This window comes from Streptomyces griseosporeus (assembly GCF_014656055.1).
Classification (GTDB): Bacteria; Actinomycetota; Actinomycetes; order Streptomycetales; family Streptomycetaceae; genus Streptomyces; species Streptomyces griseosporeus.
Map to the genome: position 1 here is coordinate 16364 of NZ_BNBR01000008.1, position 22311 is coordinate 38674.

At 73.7% G+C, this 22311-nt stretch carries 20 protein-coding genes; 9 read left to right on the forward strand and 11 right to left on the reverse strand.

From position 1 onward, the window contains the following. Positions 1-11 precede the first annotated feature (11 nt). Positions 12-989, reverse strand: coding sequence for a decaprenyl-phosphate phosphoribosyltransferase (locus IE308_RS31480; RefSeq protein ID WP_373314639.1), 978 nt, complete (start codon positions 987-989; stop codon positions 12-14). After that, on the reverse strand, positions 986-1507 hold the full coding sequence (locus tag IE308_RS31485; RefSeq protein WP_190220518.1) for a phosphatase PAP2 family protein: 522 nt from the start codon (positions 1505-1507) through the stop codon (positions 986-988). Before IE308_RS31485 ends, IE308_RS31480 begins: the two co-directional genes overlap by 4 nt. 143 nt (positions 1508-1650) lie before the next feature. Here IE308_RS31485 and dprE1 point away from each other — a divergent pair, with 143 nt between their 5' ends. Both dprE1 and dprE2 read left to right on the forward strand, forming a co-directional pair. Next, positions 1651-3009, forward strand: coding sequence for a decaprenylphosphoryl-beta-D-ribose oxidase (gene dprE1, locus IE308_RS31490; RefSeq protein ID WP_190220519.1), 1359 nt, complete (start codon positions 1651-1653; stop codon positions 3007-3009). A 16-nt stretch (positions 3010-3025) separates the two neighbouring features. Next, positions 3026-3781 carry a decaprenylphospho-beta-D-erythro-pentofuranosid-2-ulose 2-reductase gene (gene dprE2, locus IE308_RS31495; RefSeq protein ID WP_190220520.1) on the forward strand — a complete coding sequence of 252 codons (756 nt, stop codon included), beginning with the start codon at positions 3026-3028 and terminating at the stop codon, positions 3779-3781. A 49-nt stretch (positions 3782-3830) separates the two neighbouring features. Here dprE2 and IE308_RS31500 read toward each other — a convergent pair whose 3' ends face one another. Continuing rightward, complete coding sequence (locus IE308_RS31500; RefSeq protein ID WP_190220748.1) at positions 3831-4670, reverse strand: DMT family transporter; 840 nt, start codon at positions 4668-4670, stop codon at positions 3831-3833. Positions 4671-5145: 475 nt separating this feature from the next. On the opposite strand from IE308_RS31500, the gene IE308_RS31505 reads away from it, so the two are divergent. Beyond that, positions 5146-6594: a glycine hydroxymethyltransferase gene (locus IE308_RS31505; RefSeq protein WP_110629936.1), complete on the forward strand. Its 1449-nt coding sequence runs from the start codon at positions 5146-5148 to the stop codon at positions 6592-6594. Positions 6595-6680: 86 nt separating this feature from the next. Here the strand turns inward: IE308_RS31505 and IE308_RS31510 are convergent, their stop codons facing one another. Together IE308_RS31510 and IE308_RS31515 are read right to left on the reverse strand one after the other, a co-directional pair. Next, on the reverse strand, positions 6681-8381 hold the full coding sequence (locus IE308_RS31510) for a SpoIIE family protein phosphatase (protein WP_190220521.1): 1701 nt from the start codon (positions 8379-8381) through the stop codon (positions 6681-6683). A 176-nt stretch (positions 8382-8557) separates the two neighbouring features. Beyond that, on the reverse strand, positions 8558-9226 hold the full coding sequence (locus IE308_RS31515) for a hypothetical protein (RefSeq protein ID WP_190220522.1): 669 nt from the start codon (positions 9224-9226) through the stop codon (positions 8558-8560). A gap of 117 nt (positions 9227-9343) precedes the next feature. Here IE308_RS31515 and trpS point away from each other — a divergent pair, with 117 nt between their 5' ends. Together trpS and IE308_RS31525 are read left to right on the forward strand one after the other, a co-directional pair. Then, the gene (gene trpS, locus IE308_RS31520; protein WP_190220523.1) at positions 9344-10357 is read left to right on the forward strand and encodes a tryptophan--tRNA ligase; all 1014 of its coding nucleotides are present in this window, start codon (positions 9344-9346) and stop codon (positions 10355-10357) included. 137 nt (positions 10358-10494) lie between these two features. After that, positions 10495-11073 carry a 2'-5' RNA ligase family protein gene (locus tag IE308_RS31525; protein WP_190220524.1) on the forward strand — a complete coding sequence of 193 codons (579 nt, stop codon included), beginning with the start codon at positions 10495-10497 and terminating at the stop codon, positions 11071-11073. A gap of 12 nt (positions 11074-11085) precedes the next feature. Here the strand turns inward: IE308_RS31525 and pdxR are convergent, their stop codons facing one another. Next, positions 11086-12471, reverse strand: coding sequence for a MocR-like pyridoxine biosynthesis transcription factor PdxR (pdxR, locus tag IE308_RS31530; protein WP_190220525.1), 1386 nt, complete (start codon positions 12469-12471; stop codon positions 11086-11088). A 47-nt stretch (positions 12472-12518) separates the two neighbouring features. Here pdxR and IE308_RS31535 point away from each other — a divergent pair, with 47 nt between their 5' ends. From IE308_RS31535 to IE308_RS31545, 3 genes are read left to right on the forward strand one after another with little or no spacing between them, the layout of a single operon-like run. Continuing rightward, entirely contained in the window at positions 12519-13034 is a 516-nt protein-coding gene (locus IE308_RS31535; RefSeq protein WP_190220526.1) for a carboxymuconolactone decarboxylase family protein, read from the forward strand. Further along, the gene (locus tag IE308_RS31540) at positions 13031-13480 is read left to right on the forward strand and encodes a carboxymuconolactone decarboxylase family protein (protein WP_190220527.1); all 450 of its coding nucleotides are present in this window, start codon (positions 13031-13033) and stop codon (positions 13478-13480) included. The genes IE308_RS31535 and IE308_RS31540 overlap by 4 nt, the downstream gene beginning before the upstream one ends. Continuing rightward, a complete protein-coding gene (locus IE308_RS31545; protein ID WP_190220528.1) occupies positions 13477-14202 on the forward strand; it encodes an isocitrate lyase/PEP mutase family protein in 726 nt (241 codons plus the stop codon). The genes IE308_RS31540 and IE308_RS31545 overlap by 4 nt, the downstream gene beginning before the upstream one ends. A 6-nt stretch (positions 14203-14208) precedes the next feature. Here the strand turns inward: IE308_RS31545 and IE308_RS31550 are convergent, their stop codons facing one another. The 5 genes from IE308_RS31550 to IE308_RS31570 are packed head-to-tail and all read right to left on the reverse strand — an operon-like array spanning position 14209 to position 21384. Then, positions 14209-15156, reverse strand: a complete 948-nt coding sequence (locus tag IE308_RS31550; protein WP_190220529.1) for an ABC transporter substrate-binding protein — start codon at positions 15154-15156, stop codon at positions 14209-14211. A gap of 1 nt (position 15157) precedes the next feature. Then, a complete protein-coding gene (locus IE308_RS31555) occupies positions 15158-17095 on the reverse strand; it encodes an ABC transporter permease (protein WP_190220530.1) in 1938 nt (645 codons plus the stop codon). Further along, positions 17095-18285 (reverse strand): quaternary amine ABC transporter ATP-binding protein, encoded by a 1191-nt coding sequence (locus IE308_RS31560; protein ID WP_190220531.1) that lies wholly within the window; start codon positions 18283-18285, stop codon positions 17095-17097. The genes IE308_RS31555 and IE308_RS31560 overlap by 1 nt, the downstream gene beginning before the upstream one ends. Next, entirely contained in the window at positions 18285-19814 is a 1530-nt protein-coding gene (locus IE308_RS31565; RefSeq protein WP_190220532.1) for a GMC family oxidoreductase, read from the reverse strand. The genes IE308_RS31560 and IE308_RS31565 overlap by 1 nt, the downstream gene beginning before the upstream one ends. Positions 19815-19860: 46 nt before the next feature. Beyond that, positions 19861-21384, reverse strand: a complete 1524-nt coding sequence (locus IE308_RS31570) for an aldehyde dehydrogenase family protein (RefSeq protein WP_190220533.1) — start codon at positions 21382-21384, stop codon at positions 19861-19863. Positions 21385-21562: 178 nt separating this feature from the next. Here IE308_RS31570 and IE308_RS31575 point away from each other — a divergent pair, with 178 nt between their 5' ends. Further along, on the forward strand, positions 21563-22309 hold the full coding sequence (locus IE308_RS31575; RefSeq protein WP_110629924.1) for a hypothetical protein: 747 nt from the start codon (positions 21563-21565) through the stop codon (positions 22307-22309). Positions 22310-22311 lie beyond the last annotated feature (2 nt).

The following is a 22311-nucleotide window of genomic DNA, read 5'->3' on the forward strand; positions in this document are numbered from 1 at the left end:
CGCACCCGGGGTCACCAATCGGCCACCGCGAGCGCGTACATGATGAGCCAGGCGAGGCCGATGAGGGCGAGGGCGCGGTCGCCGAGGACGACCTCCTCCGGTTCGCCGGCGGTGCCGCGGTCGGCGAAGACGGCGTAGCGCAGGACGGCGAGGACGAACGCCACGACGGACAGCTGCCGCCACGGCAGGACGCTCGTGTCCGGTACGCCGCCCTCCTCCAGCGCCCACAGGCAGTAGCCGAGGACGGCGACGCCGGCGGCCAGCTGCCAGACGAAGCGCAGGTAGCCGGGGGTGTACTCGGTGAGCAGCGCGCGGGTGGCGCCCGCCTGCGCGGACGGCTGCACGGCCTCGGAGTAGCGCTTGGCCGCGACCATGAACAGCGCGCCGAACCCGGTGGTGATGAGGAACCAGCGGGAGAGCGGGATGCCGAGCGCGAGCCCGCCGACCGCCGCCCGCATCAGGAAACCGGTGGTGACGACGGCCAGGTCGACGACGAGGACATGCTTCAGGCTGAGGCAGTACGCCAGTTGGATGCCGACGTAGGCGAGGAGCAGGGCGGCGACGGCGGGGGTTGTCAGCCAGGCCGCGGCGGCCGGCGCGAGGACGGCGAGGGTGCCGCCGGCCGCGTAGGCGACGGGGACCGGCACCTGTCCGGCGGCGACCGGGCGGTGGCGTTTGGTGGGGTGGGCGCGGTCGGCGTCGGCGTCGCGGGCGTCGTTGACCAGGTAGACGGCGGCGGCGCAGGCCGTGAACAGCGCGAAGAGCAGCGCGAGCCGGGTGAGGGTGCCGGGGGCGAAGAGGCGTCCGGCCGCGGCGGGGGCGGCGACGACGAGGACGTTCTTCACCCACTGCTTGGGGCGGGCGGTGCGCAGCAGGCCGGTGAGCAGGGCGCCGGTGCGCGGGCGCGGCGGCATGGCCGGTTCGCGCCGGTCGCGTTGTCCGGGTGGTGCGTCGCGCGGGGCGCCGGTGAGGGGGGCGGTCTCGGTCACCGGTGCCCCTCACCCGAGGGTGCCGTCCGGGCGCCCGTCATCCACCGGGCCCCCAGGCGTGCCGTGAGCGCCCCGAGCGCGGCGCCGGCCAGCACGTCGGAGGGGTGGTGGACGCCGGCGACCAGGCGGGACAGGCACATCGCGGCGGCGAGCGGGGGGACGGCGCGGGCGCCGAGGGGGCCGTAGGCGAGGGCGGCGGCGGCCGCGGAGGCGGCGTGGCAGCTGGGGAAGGAGTGCCGGCCGGCGGTGCGCACGAGCGGGTCGGTGTGTGCCGGGCGGGGGCGGCGCACCACCCGTTTCACGCCCATGCCGACGAGGTGCGCGCCCGCGGTGAGCGCCGCCGCCCGCGCCCATGTGCCGCGCCGGGCGCGGTCCACGGCGGCTCCGAGGGCGCCCGCCGCGATCCACAGCGCCGCGTGCTCGCCCGACCAGGACAGGGCGCGCGTCGCGCGGGCCACGCGGGGGTCGGCGCCCCAGGCCCGCAGCGCGGTGAGGATTCGGTGGTCAAGGTCCTCCATGTGGACCCACTGTTCACGCCCACCGCGCCAGACCTACGTACATATTGCGTGACATACCATTAATCACCCGTTTCGGGGAGGGCTTGGGGCGGAAGCGGATGTCAGTCAACTAAGGCCGCATATCCGGGCGATACGGTCACCGTATGCCTGCTCCCCGCACCGTCCCCGTCACCGGCTGGGGCCGCACCGCCCCGACCGCGGCCCGGCTGATCCGCCCCCGCAGCTACGAGGAGGCGGCCGAAGCCGTCCGCACCTGCGGGGCGCGCGGCGGCATCGCGCGGGGGCTGGGACGGGCGTACGGGGACGCGGCGCAGAACGCGGGCGGCGCGGTGCTCGACATGACGGGCCTGGACCGCATCCACGCCATCGACGCCGACACCGGCACGCTGCTGTGCGACGCGGGCGTCTCCCTGCACCGGCTGATGGAGGTGCTGCTGCCGCTCGGCTGGTTCGTGCCGGTCACCCCCGGCACCCGCTATGTCACCGTCGGCGGGGCGATCGGCGCGGACATCCACGGCAAGAACCACCACGTCTCGGGCTCGTTCTCCCGCCATGTGCTGTCCTTCGAGCTGCTCACCGCCGACGGCGGTGTGCACAGCGTCGGGCGCGGCACCCCGCTGTTCGACGCGACCTGCGGCGGGATGGGCCTGACCGGGGTCATCCTCACCGTCACCCTGCAGCTCCAGCCGGTGGAGACGGCCCTGATGTCGGTCGACACCGAGCGCGCCGCCGACCTCGACGACCTGCTGGCCCGGCTGAGCGCCACCGACCACCGCTACCGCTACTCGGTGGCCTGGATCGACCTGCTGGCCCGGGGCGTGTCCCTGGGGCGCGCGGTGCTCACGCGCGGCGACCACGCGCCGCTCGACGCCCTGCCCGCGGGCAGCCGCGCCCGCCGCCGGCCGCTGGCCTTCCGCACCACGCGGCTGCCCGCCCCGCCTCCGGTCCTGCCCGAGGGCCTGCTCACCCGGCGCACGGTGGGCTGGTTCAACGAGCTGTGGTACCGCAAGGCGCCCCGCGCGCGCATGGGCGAACTCCAGCCGCTCGCCGCGTTCTTCCACCCCCTCGACGGGGTCCCGCACTGGAACCGGATCTACGGCCGCGGCGGCTTCGTGCAGTACCAGTTCGTCGTCGGCTACGGCCACGAGGACGCCCTGCGCCGGATCGTGGCCCGGATCTCCGAGCGCCGCTGCCCGTCCTTCCTGGCCGTCCTGAAACGGTTCGGGGACGCCGACCCGGGCTGGCTGTCCTTCCCGCTGCCGGGCTGGACGCTCGCGCTGGACATCCCGGCGGGCCTGCCGGGCCTGGCCGCGTTCCTCGACGAGCTGGACGAGGAGGTGGCCGCGGCGGGCGGCCGGGTCTACCTGGCGAAGGACTCCCGGCTGCGGCCCGACCTGCTCGCCGCCATGTACCCCCGCCTCGACGACTTCCGCGACCTGCGCGCCCGGCTCGACCCGCACGGCGTGTTCGTCTCGGACCTGGCCCGCCGCCTCGCCCTCTAGAAACCCAGGAGCTGCCGTGAAGGACGCCTTCGGCCTGCCCCAGTCCCTCCTCGTCCTCGGCGGGACGTCGGAGATCGCCCTGGCCACCGCGCGCCGCCTGATCGCCCGCCGCACCCGCACGGTGTGGCTGGCGGGCCGCCCCTCCCCCGCCCTGGACCGGGCCGCCGAACAGCTCGGCGCGCTGGGCGCCGACGTCCGCACGGTCGCCTTCGACGCGCTGGACGCCGACTCGCACGAGACGGTGCTCGGCAAGGTCTTCGCCGAGGGCGACATCGACCTGGTGCTGCTCGCCTTCGGTGTCCTCGGCGACCAGGCGCACGACGAGCGCGAGCCGTCCGCCGCGGTGCGGGTCGCGCAGACCAACTACACCGGCGCGGTCTCGGCGGGCCTGGTCGCCGCCCGCGCCCTGCAGACCCAGGGCCACGGCTCCCTGGTCGTCCTCTCGTCGGTCGCCGCCGAGCGCCCCCGCCGCGCCAACTTCATCTACGGCTCCAGCAAGGCCGGCCTGGACGCCTTTGCCCAGGGCCTCGGTGACGCACTGCACGGCACCGGCGTCCACGTCATGGTCGTACGCCCCGGGTTCGTCCGGACGAAGATGACGGCCGCCCTGGAGGAGGCACCGCTCGCCACCACCCCGGAGGCCGTCGCCACCGCCATCGAACTGGGCCTGCGCCGCCGCTCGGAGACGGTGTGGGTGCCGGGCGCCCTGCGCGTGGTGATGTCGGCGCTGCGGCATCTGCCGCGGGGGGTGTTCCGGCGGCTGCCGATCTGACCCGGGCGGTACAGGGGGTGTCTCGCCGATCATGCCGGGCTCCCGGCGCCTAGACGGCCGCCTTCTCCTCCACCGGCTCCGGCGCCTCCCCGAACCGGGCCAGCAGCAGGGCGCCCGCCACCGCCACCACGAAGCCGAGCACCGCCAGCCAGGCGAAGCCCTCGCGGGTGCGGTCGCCGAGGCAGAGGACGCCGATCGCCGCCGGGCCGACGGTCTCGCCGATGACCATGCCGGCGGTCGCCGTGGTCACCGAGCCGCGCTGGAGCGCCGACGTCAGCAGGAGGAACGCGGCGGCGCCGCCGATCAGGAGGGCGTAGGCCGCCGGGTTGGTGAGGAGTTCGGGCAGCGCGAGCGTGTCGATCAGACGGACCGACACCTCCACCACGCCGAAGCCGAGACCGGCGCCCAGGCCGAGGAGCAGGGCCCGGCTCCGGCCGGTGAGGCGGCCGCCGACCGCGCCCAGGCCCAGCACGGCGACCGCCGCCGCGAGCATCGACCAGCGCAGGGCCGTGGAGCCGCCGGTGTCGCCCTCGGTACCCGACGCCAGCCCCAGCATGGCCAGCCCGGCGCACACCACGCCGACCGCCGACCACTCCACGCGGCTCAGCCGCACATGCAGCAGCCGCGCCGCCACCACCGCCGTCACCGCCAGGGAGGAGGCCAGCGCCGCGCCGACCGCGTAGATGGGCACCGACCGCAGCGCCGCGACCTGGAGCAGGAAGCCGACCCCGTCCAGGGCGAGCCCGGCCAGGTACCGCCACTGCCGCAGCGCCCGCAGCAGCAGCGCCGCGTCCCCGCCGTCCCCGGCGTCGGCCGCCGCCCGCGCGGCCATCGCCTGCCACACCGTCGCCGTACCGAAGCAGACCGCCGCGCCGAGCGCGCACACCATTCCGAAGAGCACGAAGCGACTCTAGGCCCACGGGGGCGCACGGCCGCTCAAGATCTGCTAAGGTTGATCTTGAGCCGGTCACCGCGGAACACGGTGGCTGAACCTCGCGTTGGTGGTCCAAGGAAAGACGCCCCACTTCCTGTGGGGAGATGCAGGTGCAAGGCCTGCCCGGCGCTCCATCGAGAAGGCCCTCTGCCTGAAGTCAGGCGGAGGGCCTTCTCGCATGTCGGTCGCGTCGCTCGCATGGTGGACGCGGGGGCCGGGGGCCGGGGGGCGCCCGGTAGGCTGACGAACGGGTCGTGACTGGCGCGCCGGGCCCTGGCGTCGCCTTCCCGTCGTCCGCCCGAAGGGCGGGCGGGAAGGCGACGCCAGGGCCCAAGGATGGGACGGACCATCGGGGAGCGGCCCGAGTGACATCAGTGCCGTGCGCCTGGGCCGTACCGTGAACGCTGAATGCCGTCGTCCGGAGGTCCCCATGTCAGCCGAGCCGCTGTCCACCGAGTCCACCGCCTACCGTGCCGCCCTCGACGTCATCCGCGCCGTCGAGCCCCGGGTCGCCGACGCGATCCGCCAGGAGGTCGCCGACCAGCGCGAGATGCTGAAGCTGATCGCCTCCGAGAACTACGCCTCCCCGGCGACGCTGCTGGCGATGGGCAACTGGTTCAGCGACAAGTACGCCGAGGGCACGATCGGCCGCCGCTTCTACGCCGGCTGCCGCAACGTCGACACCGTGGAGTCCCTCGCCGCCGAGCACGCCCGGGAGCTGTTCGGCGCCCGCCACGCCTACGTCCAGCCGCACTCCGGCATCGACGCCAACCTGGTCGCCTTCTGGGCGGTGCTCGCCGACCGTGTCGAGGCGCCGTTCCTCCAGAAGACCGGCGTCCGCCAGATCAACGACCTCACCGACGCCGACTGGGCCGAGCTGCGGCAGGCGTTCGGCAACCAGCGCATGCTCGGCATGTCCCTGGACGCCGGCGGCCACCTCACCCACGGCTTCCGCCCGAACATCTCCGGCAAGATGTTCGACCAGCGTTCCTACGGCACCGACCCGGCGACCGGCCTCATCGACTACGACGCGCTGCGCGCCCAGGCCCGTGAGTTCAAGCCGCTGATCATCGTCGCGGGCTACTCGGCGTACCCCCGGCTGGTGAACTTCCGGATCATGCGGGAGATCGCCGACGAGGTCGGCGCCACGCTCATGGTCGACATGGCGCACTTCGCCGGTCTGGTCGCGGGCAAGGTCCTCACCGGCGACTTCGACCCGGTGCCGCACGCCCAGATCGTCACCACCACCACGCACAAGTCGCTGCGCGGCCCGCGCGGCGGCATGGTCCTGTGCGACGACTCCCTCAAGGACCAGGTGGACCGCGGCTGCCCGATGGTCCTCGGCGGCCCGCTGCCGCACGTCATGGCCGCCAAGGCGGTCGCCCTGGCCGAGGCCCGGCAGCCCGCCTTCCAGGACTACGCCCAGCGCATCGTCGACAACTCCCGCGCGCTGGCGGAGGGCCTGATGCGCCGGGGCGCGACCCTGGTGACCGGCGGCACGGACAACCACCTGAACCTGATCGACGTGGCCACGTCGTACGGGCTGACCGGCCGTCAGGCCGAGCAGGCGCTGCTGGACTCCGGCATCGTCACCAACCGCAACGCCATCCCGGCCGACCCGAACGGCGCCTGGTACACCTCCGGCATCCGCGTCGGCACCCCGGCGCTGACCACCCGCGGTCTCGGCACCGCCGAGATGGACGAGGTCGCCGGCCTCATCGACCGCGTCCTGACCGCGGCCGAGCCCGGCACCACCAAGTCCGGCGCCCCCTCCAAGGCCGCCCACGTCCTCGACGCGAAGATCTCCGACGAGATCTCCCGCCGGGCCACGGACCTGGTCGCGGGCTTCCCGCTGTACCCGGAGATCGACCTCGGCTGATCCCGGTCCGCCCCGTCCGCCGCGGCCGGCTCCCGCTCCCGGGGGCCGGCCGCGGCGTGTTTCCCGGCCGCCCGGCCCGGCGCGGTTCAGCCGACGGGCGCGGTCGGGTCGGGGGCGTTGCGCACGGCGAGCAGGGCCACGTCGTCGTCGTTGTCCGGCGGGCGGGACCGGGCCAGCAGTTCGTCCGCGAAGGACTCCAGCGGCCGGTGGGCGAGGGACGCGGCGTGCCGGCGCAGCCGCTCCAGGCCCTCGTCCAGGGAGTGGCCGGGCGACTCGATCAGCCCGTCGGTGTACAGCACGAGGGTCGCGCCCGGCGGTACCTCCGCCGTCGCGTCGGGGCGGACCTGCTCGGGCGCGATGCCGAGCAGCACGCCATGACCGTCGGTCAGGTAGTGGGCCAAGCCGTCGCGGCTGACCAGGAGCGGGGGCGGGTGCCCGGCGTTGGTCCAGGACAGCTCGCACCGGCCGGCGTCGGTGTGGGTCATCCGGGCGAAGACCAGCGTGGCCATCGAGACCTCGGCGATGTCGCGGGTCGCCTGGTCCAGCCACTCCACGATCTTGCTGGGCGGCTGCTGCTGGGACAGCGCGTAGGCGCGCAGCATGTTCCGCAGCTGGGACATGCCCGCCGCCGCGTCCAGGTCGTGCCCGACCACGTCGCCGACGGCGAGGGCGGTGGCGCCGTCCTTCAGCGTGAACGCGTCGTACCAGTCGCCGCCGACCTGGGAGTCGTCCGGCGCGGGCAGGTAGCGGGCGGTCATGGTCTTGCCGGACGTCCGCGGGAGCTTGGGCAGCAGATGGCGCTGCATGGTCTCGGCGACCTTGCGCTGCCGCTGGTAGAGGCGGGCGTTCTCCAGGGCGAAGCTGGCGCGGCGGGCGATGTCCTCCAGCAGTGTGGTGTCGGCCGTCGCGAACCGCTCGGGCTGGTCGGCGCGGCCGAGGGTGAGGGCGCCCAGTACCTCGTGCAGGCTGCGCAGGGGGACCACGATCGCCGAGTGCATGCCGGTCGCGTCGAACAGCCGCCGCTGCTCCACCGCGATGCCGGAGTCGGGCGGCCCCTGGTAGGTCTCCGGGCCCGCGAAGGAGGACGCGACGCCGCGCAGCGCGCGGGACAGCGGCATCCGGGACTCCTGCGGCACGGGTGGCATGGGCCCTTGCAGGTCCTCCCGGAAGACGACGGTGCCGGCCTCGGCGTGGGCGACGGCGAACCGGGACACCTCGTCCCGCACGCCGATCAGATCGATGACGGCCCAGTCGGCGAGCCGCGGCACCACCAGGTGGACCAGGCGGCGCAGCGCCTCCTCGATGTCCAGGGTGGAGGTCAGCAGGGTGGTCGTCTCGGCGAGCAGCGTGAGCCGTTCCAGCTCGGTGAGGCGGCCGCTGGCCGGGGGCCGCTGGGCCGGCCGGCCGGAGTTCCCCGCGGAGTGGAAGAGGACGAGGGTGGGCGACGGGTGCAGGCCGGTGTCGCAAGGGGTGGTCATCCATGCCACGGGCAGCAGCGTGCCGTCACCGCGCTCGAACCACTCTCCGCGGCCCTGGTCGGTGTGCCCGCTGAGGATGCTCTGCCGGATCCGGCACTGCGCCCTCGGCACGGGCTCGCCGCAGCTGTTGCGGTGCAGCAGGTCGTGGGCGTCGTGCCCGACCAGGCCCGCGGCGGACCGGGCGAGGAGCTGTGCGCCGCGCGCGTTGACGGCGATGATCGCGCCCTGCTCGTCGGCCAGGTAGGCGCCCGTGCCGAGGGCGTCCAGTGCCCTGGCCACCGCATCCTGCGGACCGCCCGCGCCCGTCATGCCCGCCTCCCGTCACCGGAGGAACCGCTGGAGGAGTCACCGGGGTTCGCCGGAGGAATCACCGGAGGAACGCTCAGGTGCCTCGGCCGATGCCTCGGCCACCCGGGCCTCCGGGTTCCCTGCGGGCCGGGGGTGATGCCTGGGACACGGGTGTGCGCCGGGGGGCGCGTGCGGGCTCACAGGTCGATCAGCTGGTGTCTCGGCCCGTCCTCGCGGGGGCGTGCGGTGGACGCCCGGCGGACCAGGGCGGTGCCGCCCGCGCCCACGGCCAGCCCCACCGCCAGACCCGGCAGGGCCCACCAGGCCCCGTGCATCGCGGGGCGGCCGTGGGGCTTCGCGGGGGCCGGGCCGAGCAGGCCCGACGCCTGCACGGCGTCGTACGCCCGCCGGGAGGCCCGGTGCCAGCGGATGTCGTCGTCCTCCACCTCGGGGGACGGGTCCGAGCGCACCCACGGGGTGCCGTCACCGGCGAGGAACAGCTCGTCCTGGCGCTCCATCGCCACGTCACCGCCCGGCGGCCGGTCGGTCTGCGGCCAGCCGCCGACGCCGGTCCGGCCCCACAGCACGACGACCCGCACCGGTGGCCGGCCGCCGTCCGACCACGCGTCGGGCACCCGCTCCGTGCCCGTGTACGACGGCTGCAGCAGCTGCCGCAGCCCGGCGAAGCCCGGATCCCCGGCCCGTACCGCCGTCGTGCGCCCCGTGCCCCCCGCCGTCACCAGCGCGACGTCCGGTAAGACCGCCTGCCCGCCCGGCTCCCGCGCGTCGGCGGCGCCCGCCGCCGGGCCGAGGCACAGCGCCCCGGCCGCCGCCACCGCCCACAGTGCCGCGCGTGTCCTGCCCATGCCCCACGCTCCCCCTCCTGCGCCCTCACCCCTTGTTACACCGTGGGAGACGATTCGGTTCCCACCTGTTCCCGACCAGTTCCTGATCGCCCCCGGCACTCTGAGAGAATGGTGAGCATGGCTTCTGACAGTCCCCGCGTGCTCTCCGGAATCCAGCCCACCGCAGGCTCGTTCCACCTCGGCAACTACCTCGGCGCGGTCCGCCAGTGGGTGGCGCTGCAGGAGACGCACGACGCGTTCTACATGGTCGTCGACCTGCACGCGATCACGGTGCCGCAGGACCCGAAGGAGCTGCGGGCCAACACCCGGCTCGCCGCGGCCCAGCTGCTCGCGGCCGGTCTGGACCCCGAGCGCTGCACGCTGTTCGTCCAGAGCCATGTCCCCGAGCACGCCCAGCTCGCCTGGGTGATGAACTGCCTCACCGGCTTCGGCGAGGCCTCCCGGATGACCCAGTTCAAGGACAAGGCCGCCAAGCAGGGCGCCGACCGCGCCTCCGTCGGCCTGTTCACGTACCCGATCCTCCAGGTCGCCGACATCCTGCTGTACCAGGCGCACGAGGTGCCGGTCGGCGAGGACCAGCGCCAGCACGTCGAGCTGACCCGGGACATCGCCGAGCGGTTCAACGGCCGGTTCGGGGAGACCTTCACGGTCCCGAAGCCGTACATCCTCAAGGAGACGGCGAAGATCTACGACCTTCAGGACCCGACGGTCAAGATGAGCAAGTCGGCGTCCACGCCGAAGGGCCTGATCAACCTGCTCGACGACCCGAAGGCGACGGCGAAGAAGGTCAAGAGCGCGGTCACCGACACCGACACGGTCATCCGCTACGACGCCGAGAACAAGCCGGGCGTCAGCAACCTGCTCACCATCTACTCCACGCTGACCGGCACGTCGATCGCCGACCTGGAGCGGGAGTACGAGGGCAAGATGTACGGCGCGCTCAAGACGGACCTCGCCGAGATCATGGTCGACTTCGTGACGCCGTTCCGGGAGCGCACCCAGCAGTACCTGGACGACCCGGAGACGCTGGACTCGATCCTGGCGAAGGGCGCGGAGAAGGCGCGTACGGTCGCCGCGGAGACCCTCGCGCAGGCGTACGACCGGGTCGGTTTCCTGCCGGCCAAGCACTGACGCACCCCTTCGCACAGACGTACCACGGGCCGAGCGCTGTACATCACTCCGCTCGCGCCTGCCCGCAGCCCGGCCGTGGCCGTACAGTCGATAGCCCACGGCTTGGGAACACATCCGTCACGACGACAGGAGACGACGTGGGGACCGTAACGATCGGCGTGTCGATCGCGGTCCCGGAGCCTCACGGCAGCCTGCTCCAACAGCTGCGCGCGGGCTTCGGCGACGCCGCGGCCTTCGGTATCCCCACGCATGTCACCCTGCTGCCGCCGACCGAGATCGACGACACGCTGCTGCCGGCCGTCGAGGCGCACCTGACCGAGGTCGCCGCGGCCGGGCGGCCCTTCCCGATGCGGCTGCGCGGCACCGGCACCTTCCGGCCGCTGTCGCCGGTGGTCTTCGTGCAGGTCGTCGAGGGCGGCGAGGACTGCTCCCGGCTCCAGCAGCGGATCCGTGACACCTCCGGGCCGGTCGCCCGCGAGCTGCCGTTCCCGTACCACCCGCACGTCACCGTCGCCCACGGCATCGACGAGGCCGCCATGGACCGCGCCTACGCCGAACTCGCCGACTACGAGGCCGACTGGTCCTGCACCGGCTTCGCCCTGTACGAGCAGGGCCCCGACGGTGTCTGGCGCAAGCTGCGCGAGTTCCCCTTCGGCGGCTCCACGGTGCCGCCGCAGGCGGGCAGTGTGGAGCGCGGCACCATCTCCAGCCGCTAGCGGGCTCCCCTCTCAGGGCAGCACCCTCAGCAGCGCCTCCAGGGCGCCGTTCCACGCGTGGTCCGACGGGGTGCCGTAGCCGACGACCAGGGCGTCCTGTGGGGGCGTCACGGCGTCCGGGTGGCGGAAGCGGGCCAGGCCGGGGACGGCGAGGCCCTGCCAGGCCGCGGCCTGCACGACCGACTGCTCGGTGCCGGGCGGCAGCCGCAGCACGGCGTGCAGCCCGGCGGCGATGCCGGTGACCTTCACCCGCGGTGCCCGTTCGGCGAGCGCGGCGACGAGCGCGTCGCGGCGGCGCCGGTAGCGCAGCCGGGCGGCGCGGACGTGGCGGTCGTAGGCGCCCGAGGCGAGGAACTGGGCGAGGGTCAGCTGGTCCAGGACGCCCACCGAGCGGGCGCCGCCGTGTTCCAGGACGTCCGGCAGCAGGGACGGCGGCAGCACCATCCAGCCCAGCCTCAGGCCCGGGGCCAGGGACTTGCTGGCGGTGCCGAGGTAGACGACGTGGTCGGGGTCGAGGTCCTGGAGGGCGCCGACGGGCTGGCGGTCGTAGCGGAACTCGCCGTCGTAGTCGTCCTCCAGGATCAGCCCGCCGGTGCGCCGCGCCCGGTCCACGGCGACGGCCCGCTGCCCGGGGCGCAGCGCGCCGCCGAGCGGGAACTGGTGGGAGGGGTTCAGCAGGACCGCGCGGGCCTCGCCCCCGCCCTCCACCACGATGCCGTGGTCGTCCCAGGGCAGCGGGACGGTGGTCAGGCCCGCGCGGGTCACCAGGTCCCAGTGGGCGTCCAGGCCGTACGGCTCGACGGCGAGGGTGCGCAGGCCGCGGGCGTGCAGCACCCGGGCGAGCAGGCCGAGGGCGGGCCCGAAGCCGTTGGAGACGACGATGCGGTCGGGGTCGGTGCGCACGCCGCGGGCGCGGGCGAGGTAGCCGGCGAGGGCGGTGCGCAGCTCGGCGCGGCCGCGTGGGTCGCCGTAGCCGAGCGCGTCGTGGGGGGCGGCGGCGAGGGCGCGGCGGGCGGCCTTCAGCCACTCGGCGCGGGGGAAGGACGCGAGGTCGGGGGTGCCGGGGAAGAGGTTGTAGGCGGGGCGGCCCGGCTCGCGGCGGCGCGGCGCGGGCCGCTCCGGCGGGCGGGCGGGGACCCGGTCGGCGACGCGGGTGCCGGAGCCCTGCCGTGCGGTGAGCCAGCCCTCGGCGACCAGGTCGGCGTAGGCGTCGGCGACCGTGTTGCGGGCGATGCCCAGGTCGGCGGCGAGGGAGCGGGAGGACGGCAGGCGGGTGCCGGGGGCGAGGCGGCCGGTGCGGACGGCCTCGCGCAGGGCGTCGGTCAGACCGCGGCGCAGGCCGGGCCCGGCCGGCTCCAGATGCAGGTCGATGCCGAAAGTGGCCCAGCGTTCCGCCATGGGAATGGACCATACCCCTGGGCTGCTTTGCTCCTAGGGTCGAGGGCATGACGACACAGACCGATGCCCCCGCCGCCGGGACCGCCGAGTACGCCCCCGAGATCGCCCCGCGCCTGCCCTGGGCCCAGCTGGTGCCCGATGTGTACAAGGCGATGATCCGGCTGGACACGGCGGCCAAGCAGGGCCTGGACCCCAAGCTGTACGAGCTGGTGAAGATCCGGGCCTCGCAGATCAACCACTGCGCGCTCTGCATCGACATGCACAGCAAGGACGCGCTCGCGGCCGGTGAGAGCGTGGAGCGGATCGTGCAGCTCAGCGCGTGGGAGGAGTCCCGGCACTTCTACACCGGGAAGGAGCTGGCCGCGCTGGAGCTGACCGAGGCGGTGACCGTGCTGACCGACGGTTTCGTCCCGGACGACGTGTACGAGCGGGCGGCGGCGCACTTCGAGGAGACCGAGCTGGCGCAGCTGATCGCCGCGATCACGGTGATCAACGCCTGGAACCGGTTCGGTGTGACCTGCCGGATGACGCCGGGGCACTACCAGCCGGGGCAGCACAAGTGACGGCACGGACGACCCGGCTCGACGCCGGCGTGCGCGAGGCCATGCGGGCGCTGAGCGCCGCCACGAAGAAGGGTCTCGGCGACGCCGCGCTCGCCGAGCTGGTGCAGATCCGGGCCTCACAGCTCAACCACTGCGCCTTCTGCCTCGACATGCACCTCACCCTCGCCCGCAAGCACGGGGTGAGCGAGCGTCAGCTGGATCTGCTGGCCGCCTGGGAGGAGGCCGGGGACGACGTCTTCGACGCGCGGGAGCGGGCGGCGCTCGCGCTGACCGAGGCGGTCACCGTCCTGACGGACGGGTTCGTGCCGGACGCGGTGTACGAGCGGGCCGCCGAGCACTTCGACGAGCGGCAACTGGCCCACCTCATCGGGCTGATCACCGTCATCAACAGCTGGAACCGGCTGATGGTGAGCCGTCGTATACCGGCGGGGAGCACCGAGTGGTGAGCGCGTCCCCCGGCCGGGCGGAGACCTTCCGCGCCCTGCACCACGGGCGCGTCCCCGGCGATCCGCTCGTGCTGCCCGGCCCATGGGACGCGGCGAGCGCCCGGGTGTTCGTGGAGGCGGGGTTCCCGGCGCTGGCGACGCCCAGCGCCGGGGTGGCCGCCTCCCTCGGGTACGCCGACGGGTCGACCCCGGCCGAGGAGATGTTCGCGGCGGTGGCGCGGATCGCGCGGGCCGTGGACGTGCCGGTGTCGGTCGATGTCGAGGACGGATACGGGCTCGCGCCGAAGGAGCTGGTGGAGCGGCTGCTGGAGGCGGGGGCCGTCGGCTGCAACCTGGAGGACTCCCGCGACGGGGTCCTCCTGGACCCGCGGGAGCAGGCCGAGTTCCTCGCGGAGGTGCGGGCGGCGGCGGGCGACCGGCTCTTCGTCAACGCCCGCATCGGCACCTTCCTGAGGGGGGTGAGTGACCCGGACCGGACGATCGAGCGGGCCGCGCTGTACGTCGCGGCGGGCGCCGACTGCGTGTACCCGATCCTCGCCCCCGTGGAGGTGCTGCCGTTGCTGCGGGCCGGGATCGAGGGCCCGGTCAACGTCGGCGCCGGGGTCGGCGACGGCCCCTCGCCCGCCGAGCTGGGCGAGCGGGGGGCCACGCGGATCACGTTCGGGCCGGGGCTGCAGCGGGCGGCGACGGCCGCGCTGAAGGACATCGCCGCCCGGCTGTGACGGGGGTCAGGGGAGCCACGCCTGCCAGGTGGAGCGGTGGCTCTCCACCCACTTCTTCGCCGCCTCCTCCGGGCTGAGCTTCTCGTCGGCGATCATCAGGGAGACCTCGTTCTGGTCCTCCGTCGTCCAGCGGAACTTCTTCAGGAAGGCCGCCGCCTTGCTGCCGTCCTTGGCGAAGCCGGCGTTGAGGTACTTCTGCAGCGGGGTGTGCGGGTAGGCGCAGGCGACCTTCTCCGGGTCGGCGTCGCAGCCCTCCTTGTACGGCGGCAGCTTCACCTCCGTCATGGGCACCTTCTCGAACAGCCACTGCGGGGCGTACCAGTAGGTGAGGAACGGCTTCTTCTCCTTGGCGAACTGGCGGATCTGGGTGATCTGCGCGGCCTCGGAGCCGGCGAAGACGACCTGGTAGTCCAGGTGCAGGTTCTTCACCAGGGCCTTGTCGTTGGTGACGTAGGACGGGGAGCCGTCCAGCAGCTGGCCCTTGCTGCCGCTCTCGGCGGTGCGGAACAGCGGCGCGTACTTGTCGAGGTTCCTCCAGTCGGTGATGTCCGGGTGCTGCTTCGCCAGGTACGTGGGCACGTACCAGCCGATGTGCCCGGTCACGCCGAGGCCGCCGCCGCGGGCGATCGTCCCCTTGTCGTCGACGTACCGCTGCTCCTGGTCGGGGTGGCCCCAGTCCTCCAGGATCGCGTCGACACGGCCCTGGCTGAGCGCGTCCCAGGCGGGCACCTCGTCGACCTGGACGGTGTCGACGCGGTAGCCCAGCTCGTGCTCCAGCAGGTACTGGGCGACGGACACGTTGGCCTGGGCGCCGACCCAGGACTGCACGGACAGGGTGACCGTCTTCGCGCCCCGGGCGCCCGCGAAGGGCGAGGCCTGCTGGGTCATGTCGGCGGCGCCGCAGCCGGTGAGCAGCAGCAGCGTGCCCGCGAGGGCGGTGGTCCGCAGTCGCATGTCACGCTCCCTTCGTCGTACGGCGTCCGGTGGGCTGGGTCACCCGGTCGAGCATCAGGCCGAGGCAGACGATCGCCGCGCCGGCGACCAGGCCGGTCGCCAGGTCGCCCTGGGCGAGACCGAAGACGACGTCGTAGCCGAGCGCGCCACCGCCGACCAGGCCGCCGATGATGACGACGGCGAGGACGAGGACGACGCCCTGGTTGACGGCGAGCAGCAACGCCGGTCGGGCGAGCGGGAGTTGCACCTGGCGCAGCTGCTGCCAGCCGGTCGCGCCGAGCGAGCCGGCCGCCTCCAGCGCGGCCGGGTCGACCTGGCGCAGGCCCTGGGTGGTGATGCGGACGACGGCGGGCAGCGCGTACACGACCGCGGCGGCGACGGCGGGGGCGCGGCCGACGCCGAACAGCGCCACCACCGGGATCAGGTACACGAACTGCGGCATCGTCTGGCATACGTCCAGGACGGGCCGCAGCAGCCGTTCGAAGCGGTCGCTGCGGGCGGCGGCGATGCCGGTGGCGACACCGACGACGAGGGTGACGGCGACGGCCGCCAGCACCTGGGAGAGGGTGTCCATCGACGGCTTCCACACGCCGAGGACGCCGATCGCGGCCAGCGCGAGCACGGCGGTGAGCGCGGTGCGCCAGGTGCCGATCAGCCAGGCGAGCGCGGCGACGGCCAGCAGCACCGACCACCACGGCAGCCACAGCAGTCCGGCGCGGACCGGGTCCAGGATCCAGGTGGTGAAGCGGGCCGCCCAGTCGGCGGTGCCGCCGACGACGGGGACACCGGAGTACAGGTGCGCGGTCATCCAGTCGACGGCGCGGTTGACCGGCTCGGCGATGTGCAGGGTCCAGCCGGTGGGCCAGTCCGTGCGGCCGGTGAGGCGGGCGGCGAGCGCGACGGCCGCGGCGGCGGCGAGGGCCGGCACCCAGACCGCGCGGCGCACCGGCCGTACGCCTGCTCCGGCGGCAGCCGTGACGCGGTCCAGGACGACCGCGAGCAGCACGATCGGGATGCCGGCCGCGAGCGCGGCGCCCACGTCGACGGAGGCCAGCGCCTGGTAGACGCGGTCGCCGAGGCCGCCGGCGCCGATCACCGACGCGATGACCGCCATCGACAGCGCCATCATGATCGTCTGGTTGACGCCGAGGAGCAGGTCCTTGCGGGCGAGCGGGATACGGGCGGTCAGCAGGCGCTGGCGGGCGGTCGCGCCGAGCGAGTCGACCGCCTCCAGGACCTCCCGGTCCGCGCCGCGCAGGCCGAGCGCGGTGAGCCGGGCCATGGGCGGGGCGGCGTAGACGACGGTGGCGAGGACGGCCGCCGGGACGCCGATGCCGAAGACCAGCACGACGGGGAGAAGGTAGGCGAAGGCGGGGAGCACCTGCATGGTGTCCAGGACCGGGCGCAGGGCGCGGTCCGTGCGCCCGGACAGGCCGGCGGCGAGGCCGAGCACGGTCCCCACGGCGACGGAGGCGGCGACCGCCACGACCATCAGGGCGAGGGTCTGCATCGTCGGGACCCACATGCCGAGGGCCGCGCAGGTGAGGAACGCGGCGGTGGTGCCCGCGGCGAGCCTGGGGCCCGCGACACGCCAGGCCGTCAGGGCGGCGAGGGCGGTGACGCCGGGCCAGCCCGCGGTGAGGAGGGCGAGGTAGACGGCGCGTACGGAGAGGACCACGGCGTTGCTGACGTGGCCCAGGCCGTAGAGGAACAGGGGGTGGGTGTCCCTGTTGTCGATGATCCAGTCGCTGGTGTGGGTGAGGGGGGTGGTGAGGTCGACGGTGAGCTGGGCCGGCCAGGTGGTGCCCGGCCAGCGGGTGGTGAGCAGGGGGACGAGGATCGCTGCGATGGCCGCCAGGGTGAGCAGTTTGCGGACTGCGGGGCGCTTGAGGGTGCTGGGGAGTGTGCGGGGGGAGGTCGGTGCGGTGATCGTCGCCATCAGATCTGCTCCGCGTTGGTGCCGGCCGGGGGGCGGGGCGCTTCCCGGCGCTGGCCGGGTGCCGCTCTCATGGGGTCGGGAGCCGCCCCAGCGGCACGACTGCCCGCAGCTGGGTCAGAGGGGGTGCCGACGACGGGGGCGGCGTCCGCGGGGGGAGTCGCGCCGGCGACCACGCCGAGCAGGCCCTCCGCGTCCACCACGCCCAGGCACCTTCCGCTGTCCACTACACGGGCCGGGGTGCCTGCCCTTGCCACTGCCTCTATCGCCTCCGAGACCGTTGCCTCGGGGCGGATCGCCGGACCGCTGCCCGCTTCCTCCGCCGTGGCGATGCGCATCGCTGTGCGGACCGTCAGGACCTGTTCCCTCGGGACGTCGCGGACGAACTCGCGGACGTAGTCGTCGGCCGGGGTCGCGACGATCTCCTCCGGGGTGCCGAGCTGGACCACGCGGCCGTCGCGCATCAGGGCGATCCGGTCACCGAGCTTCAGGGCCTCGCCGAGGTCATGGGTGATGAAGACCATCGTGCGGCCCTCCTCGCGGTGCAGGCGGACGACCTCCTCCTGCATGTCGCGGCGGATGAGGGGGTCCAGCGCGCTGAACGGCTCGTCGAAGAGGAGGACCTCGGGGTCCACGGCGAGTGCGCGGGCCAGGCCGACGCGCTGGCGCTGGCCGCCGGAGAGCTGGCCGGGCCTGCGGTGCTCCATGCCCTCCAGGCCGACCTTGGCGACGAACTCGGCGGCGCGCTCGCGGCGTTCGGCGCGGGACACGCCCTGGATCTCCAGGCCGTAGGCCACGTTGTCGAGGACCGTGCGGTGCGGGAGCAGCCCGAAGTGCTGGAAGACCATCGCGGCGCGGTGCCGGCGCAGGGCGCGCAGCCGGGAGCGGTCCATCGCGCGGACGTCCTCGCCGTCGATGGCGATGGTGCCCGCGGTCGGCTCGATGAGCCGGGTCAGGCAGCGCACCAGGGTGGACTTGCCGGAGCCGGACAGGCCCATGACGACGAAGACCTCGCCCTTGCGGACGTCGAAGCTCACGTCCCGGACGGCGGCCGTGCAGCCGGTGCGGGCGCGCAGCTCGGCGGCGCCGAGGGCGGCCAGCTCGGGGTCGGCGGGGACGCGGTCGGCCTTCGGGCCGAACACCTTCCACAGGCCGTCGACGGAGAACACCGGAGTGGTCGTGACCGTACTCATCACGCATCACCACCGATCAGCTCGGCGGCCTTCTCTCCGACCATGAGGACTCCGATCATCGGGTTGACGGCGGTCATCGTCGGGAAGACGGACGCGTCGGCGACGCGGATGCCGTCCAGGCCGCGGATCCTCAGTTCGGGGTCCACGACGGCGAGTTCGTCGTCGGGGGCGCCCATCTTGCAGGTGCCCGCCGGGTGGTAGACCGTGTGCGCGACCTTGCGGGCGTACTCGCTCAGTTCCTCGTCGCCGGTGATGTCCGGGCCGGGGCACACTTCGCGCTTGAGCCAGCCGGCCAGCGGCTGCGTCTTGGCGATCTCACGGGCGATGCGGATGCCGTCGACGAGGGTGCGGGCGTCGTAGTCGTCCTCGTCGGTGAAGTAGCGGAAGTCCAGCGCGGGCTTCTCGGCGGGGTCGGCGCTCTTCAGGTAGAGGCGGCCGCGGCTCTTCGGCTTGGGGATGTTCGGGGTCATCGACACGCCGAACTCGGGCCGCCGGTAGCCCAGTCGCTCCGGATTGTCGGTGAACGGGATCTGGTAGAAGTGGAACATCAGGTCCGGGCCCGCGTGGCCGGGGTCGCGGCGCACGAACAGGCCGGCGTCGCTGTCCATCGCGGAGTTCTCCGGGATGGGGCCGTGGGTCTCCCAGACGATCACCGACTCGGGGTGGTCGAGCAGGTTCTCGCCGACGCCCGGCAGGTCGTGCACGACGGGTATGCCGAGCTTCTCCAGGTCCTCGCGGGGGCCGATGCCCGAGTGCAGCAGCAGGCGGGGCGAGTCGACGGCGCCCGCGCAGAGGATCACCTCGCGGCGGGCGCGGACGAGGATTTCCTCGCCGTCGGCGGTGCGCACGTGGACGCCCTCGGCGCGGCCGTCGGTCAGCTCAAGACGGTACGCCCACGTCTCCAGGTACAGGCGGAGGTTGGGGCGTTCGTCCATCACCGGGTGCAGATACGCCACGGAGGCGCTGGAGCGCTTGTTGTCCTCGGGGTGGTAGGCCAGGTCGAAGAAGCCGGCGCCCTCGGTGAACGGCCTGCGGTTGAAGCCCTCGACGCGCGGCACGTCCAGTGCCTTCTGCGCCGCGTCGACGAAGTCGCGGGCGATGGCGTTCCGGTCCTTCTCGTCGACGGGGACGATGTTGTTGAGCAGGCGGGCGTAGTAGGCCTCCATCGGCACCGCGCCCCAGCCCTTGGCGCCGGCCGCCTCCCACTCGTCCCAGTCGGACGGCAGCGGCTTGAAGGCGATCAGCGTGTTGTGGGAGGAGCAGCCGCCGAGGACGCGGGCGCGGCTGTGCCGGATGTGGGAGTTGCCGCGTGGCTGCTCGGTCGTCGGGTAGTCGTAGTCGAGGTCGCCGCCGAGCAGGCCCATCCAGCGGCGCAGGGTGAGGACGTCGTCGCGGCCCACGTCGCTGGGGCCGCCCTCGATGACCGCGACGGTGGTGCCGGGGTCCTCGGTGAGGCGGGAGGCGATGACCGAGCCGGCCGTGCCGCCGCCGATGACGACATAGTCGTGGACGTGCGTGTTCTCGGGCATGGGGGGACTGCTCCAGGGGGCTCTGCGGGGGGAAGGACGCTGTGGTTCAGCCGGCGAACCAGCGGACCGGCTTGGGGGCGAGGTTCTGGTAGATGTGCTTGGACTCGCGGTACTCGGCGAGGCCGGCCGGGCCGAGTTCCCGGCCGATGCCGCTCCTGCCGAAGCCGCCCCATTCCGCCTGCGGCAGATAGGGGTGGAAGTCGTTGATCCACACGGTGCCGTGGCGCAGCCGGCCGGCGACGCGGCGGGCGCGTCCGGGGTCGGCGGTCCAGACGGCGCCGGCGAGGCCGTACTCCGTGTCGTTGGCGAGGGCGACCGCCTCGTCCTCGGTGCGGAAGGTCTCGACGGTGAGGACCGGGCCGAAGACCTCCTCGCGGACGACGCGCATCTCGCGGTGGCAGTGGTCGAGGACGGTCGGCTCGTAGAACCAGCCGCTCTCCGGTCGGTCGGGGCCGGGCTCGGGGCGCTTGCCGCCGCAGCGCAGCACCGCGCCCTCGGCGAGCGCGGAGGCGACGTACTCCTCGGTCTTCGCGCGCTGCTCGGCGGAGACCATGGGGCCGCACTCGACGCCCTCGGCGGTGCCGCGGCCGAGGCGGATCTTCCGGGCCCGGCGGGCGAGTTCGGCGACGAAGCGGTCGCGGACGGACTCCTCGACGATGAGGCGGGAGCCGGCCGAGCAGACCTGGCCGCTGTGGATGAACGCGGCGTTGAGGGCCTGGTCGACGGCGGTGTCGAAGCCGTCGTCGGTGGCGCAGGCGTCGGCGAAGACGACGTTGGGGTTCTTGCCGCCGAGTTCGAGGGCGATCTTCTTCACCGACACGGCCGCCGCCTGGGCCACCTTGGTGCCGCTGGCCAGGCCGCCGGTGAAGGAGATCAGGTCGACGTCGGGGTGCTCGGCGAGCCGGGCGCCGACGGTGGGGCCGGGGCCGGTGACGAGGTTGGCGACACCGGCGGGCAGGCCGGCCTCGGCGAGCAGCTCGATCAGGGCGATCGTCGTCAGCGGGGTGATCTCGCTCGGCTTGACCACGAAGGTGTTGCCGGCGGCGAGCGCGGGCGCGATCTTCCAACTGGCCTGGAGGAGCGGGTAGTTCCAGGGCGTGATGAGGGCGCAGACCCCGACGGGTTCGTGGACGACGACGCTGTGGATGTCGGGCGAGCCCGCGTCGACGACCCGGCCGGGGGCCTCGGCGGCGACGAGGTCGGCGAAGTAGCGGAAGGCGTCCGCGACGCAGTCGATGTCGACGCGGCCCTCCTCGACGGTCTTGCCGGCGTCCCGGCTCTCCAGCAGGCCGAGCCGCTCCCGGTCGCGGACGAGCAGGCCGGCGACGCGGCGCAGCAGGGCGGCGCGCTCGGCGGCCGGGGTGCGCGGCCAGGTGCCCTCGCCGCCGGCGAAGGCGGCGCGGGCGGCCTCGACCGCGAGGTCGGTGTCCTTCTCGTCACCCTCGGCGACCACGGCGAACGGCAGCCCGTCCGCGGGGTCGAGGATCTCGCGCGTCGCGCCGGAGACGGCCGTACGCCATTCCCCCGCCACGTGGATGGTCCGCCCCGCCTGCTGTGTGCTGTCCGCCATGTCCGGTTCTGCCTTCCGTTCCTGTTCCGTGCCCCTGGGTGACCCGCTGGTCACACACGGGCCCCATCGGGACCGGGAGCGCCTGCCCTGGCGCCCTGTTTGCATGCGCGTTCCGTGGCCGAAAGTGCGCTGCGTCACTGAAAATGCGGGCAAAAGGGCCCAAAAGTAGGCTGGGAGGATGCGCGGAGCACTGATATCTGCGGCAGCGGGCACGGCCCTGCTGCTCTTTCCCGCCCTCGCCGTCGCCGACGACGGTGGTGATCTCAGCGCCAAGGAACTGGCCCAGCAGGCGAAGGACAACTTCCTCAAGGCGAAGTCGGTCCACCTCGGGTACACCGACCACAGCAAGAACGCGGCCGCCGACCGAACGAAGGCCGTCGCGATGGACCTCTCCCTGGACCGCGACGGCAACTGCGCCGGCTCGCTCACCATGGGCAAGGGCGGCGGCAGCGTCGAGCTGGTCAAACGCGGCCGCGAGGTGTGGATGAAACCGGACGCCGCGTTCTGGAAGGCGCAGGTGCCCGGCCCGCAGGGCGCCGCGGTGGCGGAACTGTTCAAGGACCGCTATGTGCACGGCACGACCGCGGACGCCATGCTCAAGGGCATGGCCGACACCTGCGACCTGGCCGCCTTCCAGAAGCAGGTCGACAGCGGCGTCGCCGACGACAAGACCCTGACGAAGGGCGAGGAGACCACCCGCGACGGCACGAAGGTGATCCCGCTCAAGGGCCGCGAGGACGGCAAGGACAGCGTCCTGTACGTCACCTCCGGCTCGCCGCACCGGCTGGCGGAGGCGGCGCAGAAGGGCGCCGGAACCGATGTGGACCTGAAGTTCGGGGACTACGACAAGCCGGTGCCGTCGAAGACGCCGCCCGCGGACCAGACGGTGGAGGTGGACCGGCTCAACCAGCAGCTGGGGAGCTGAGC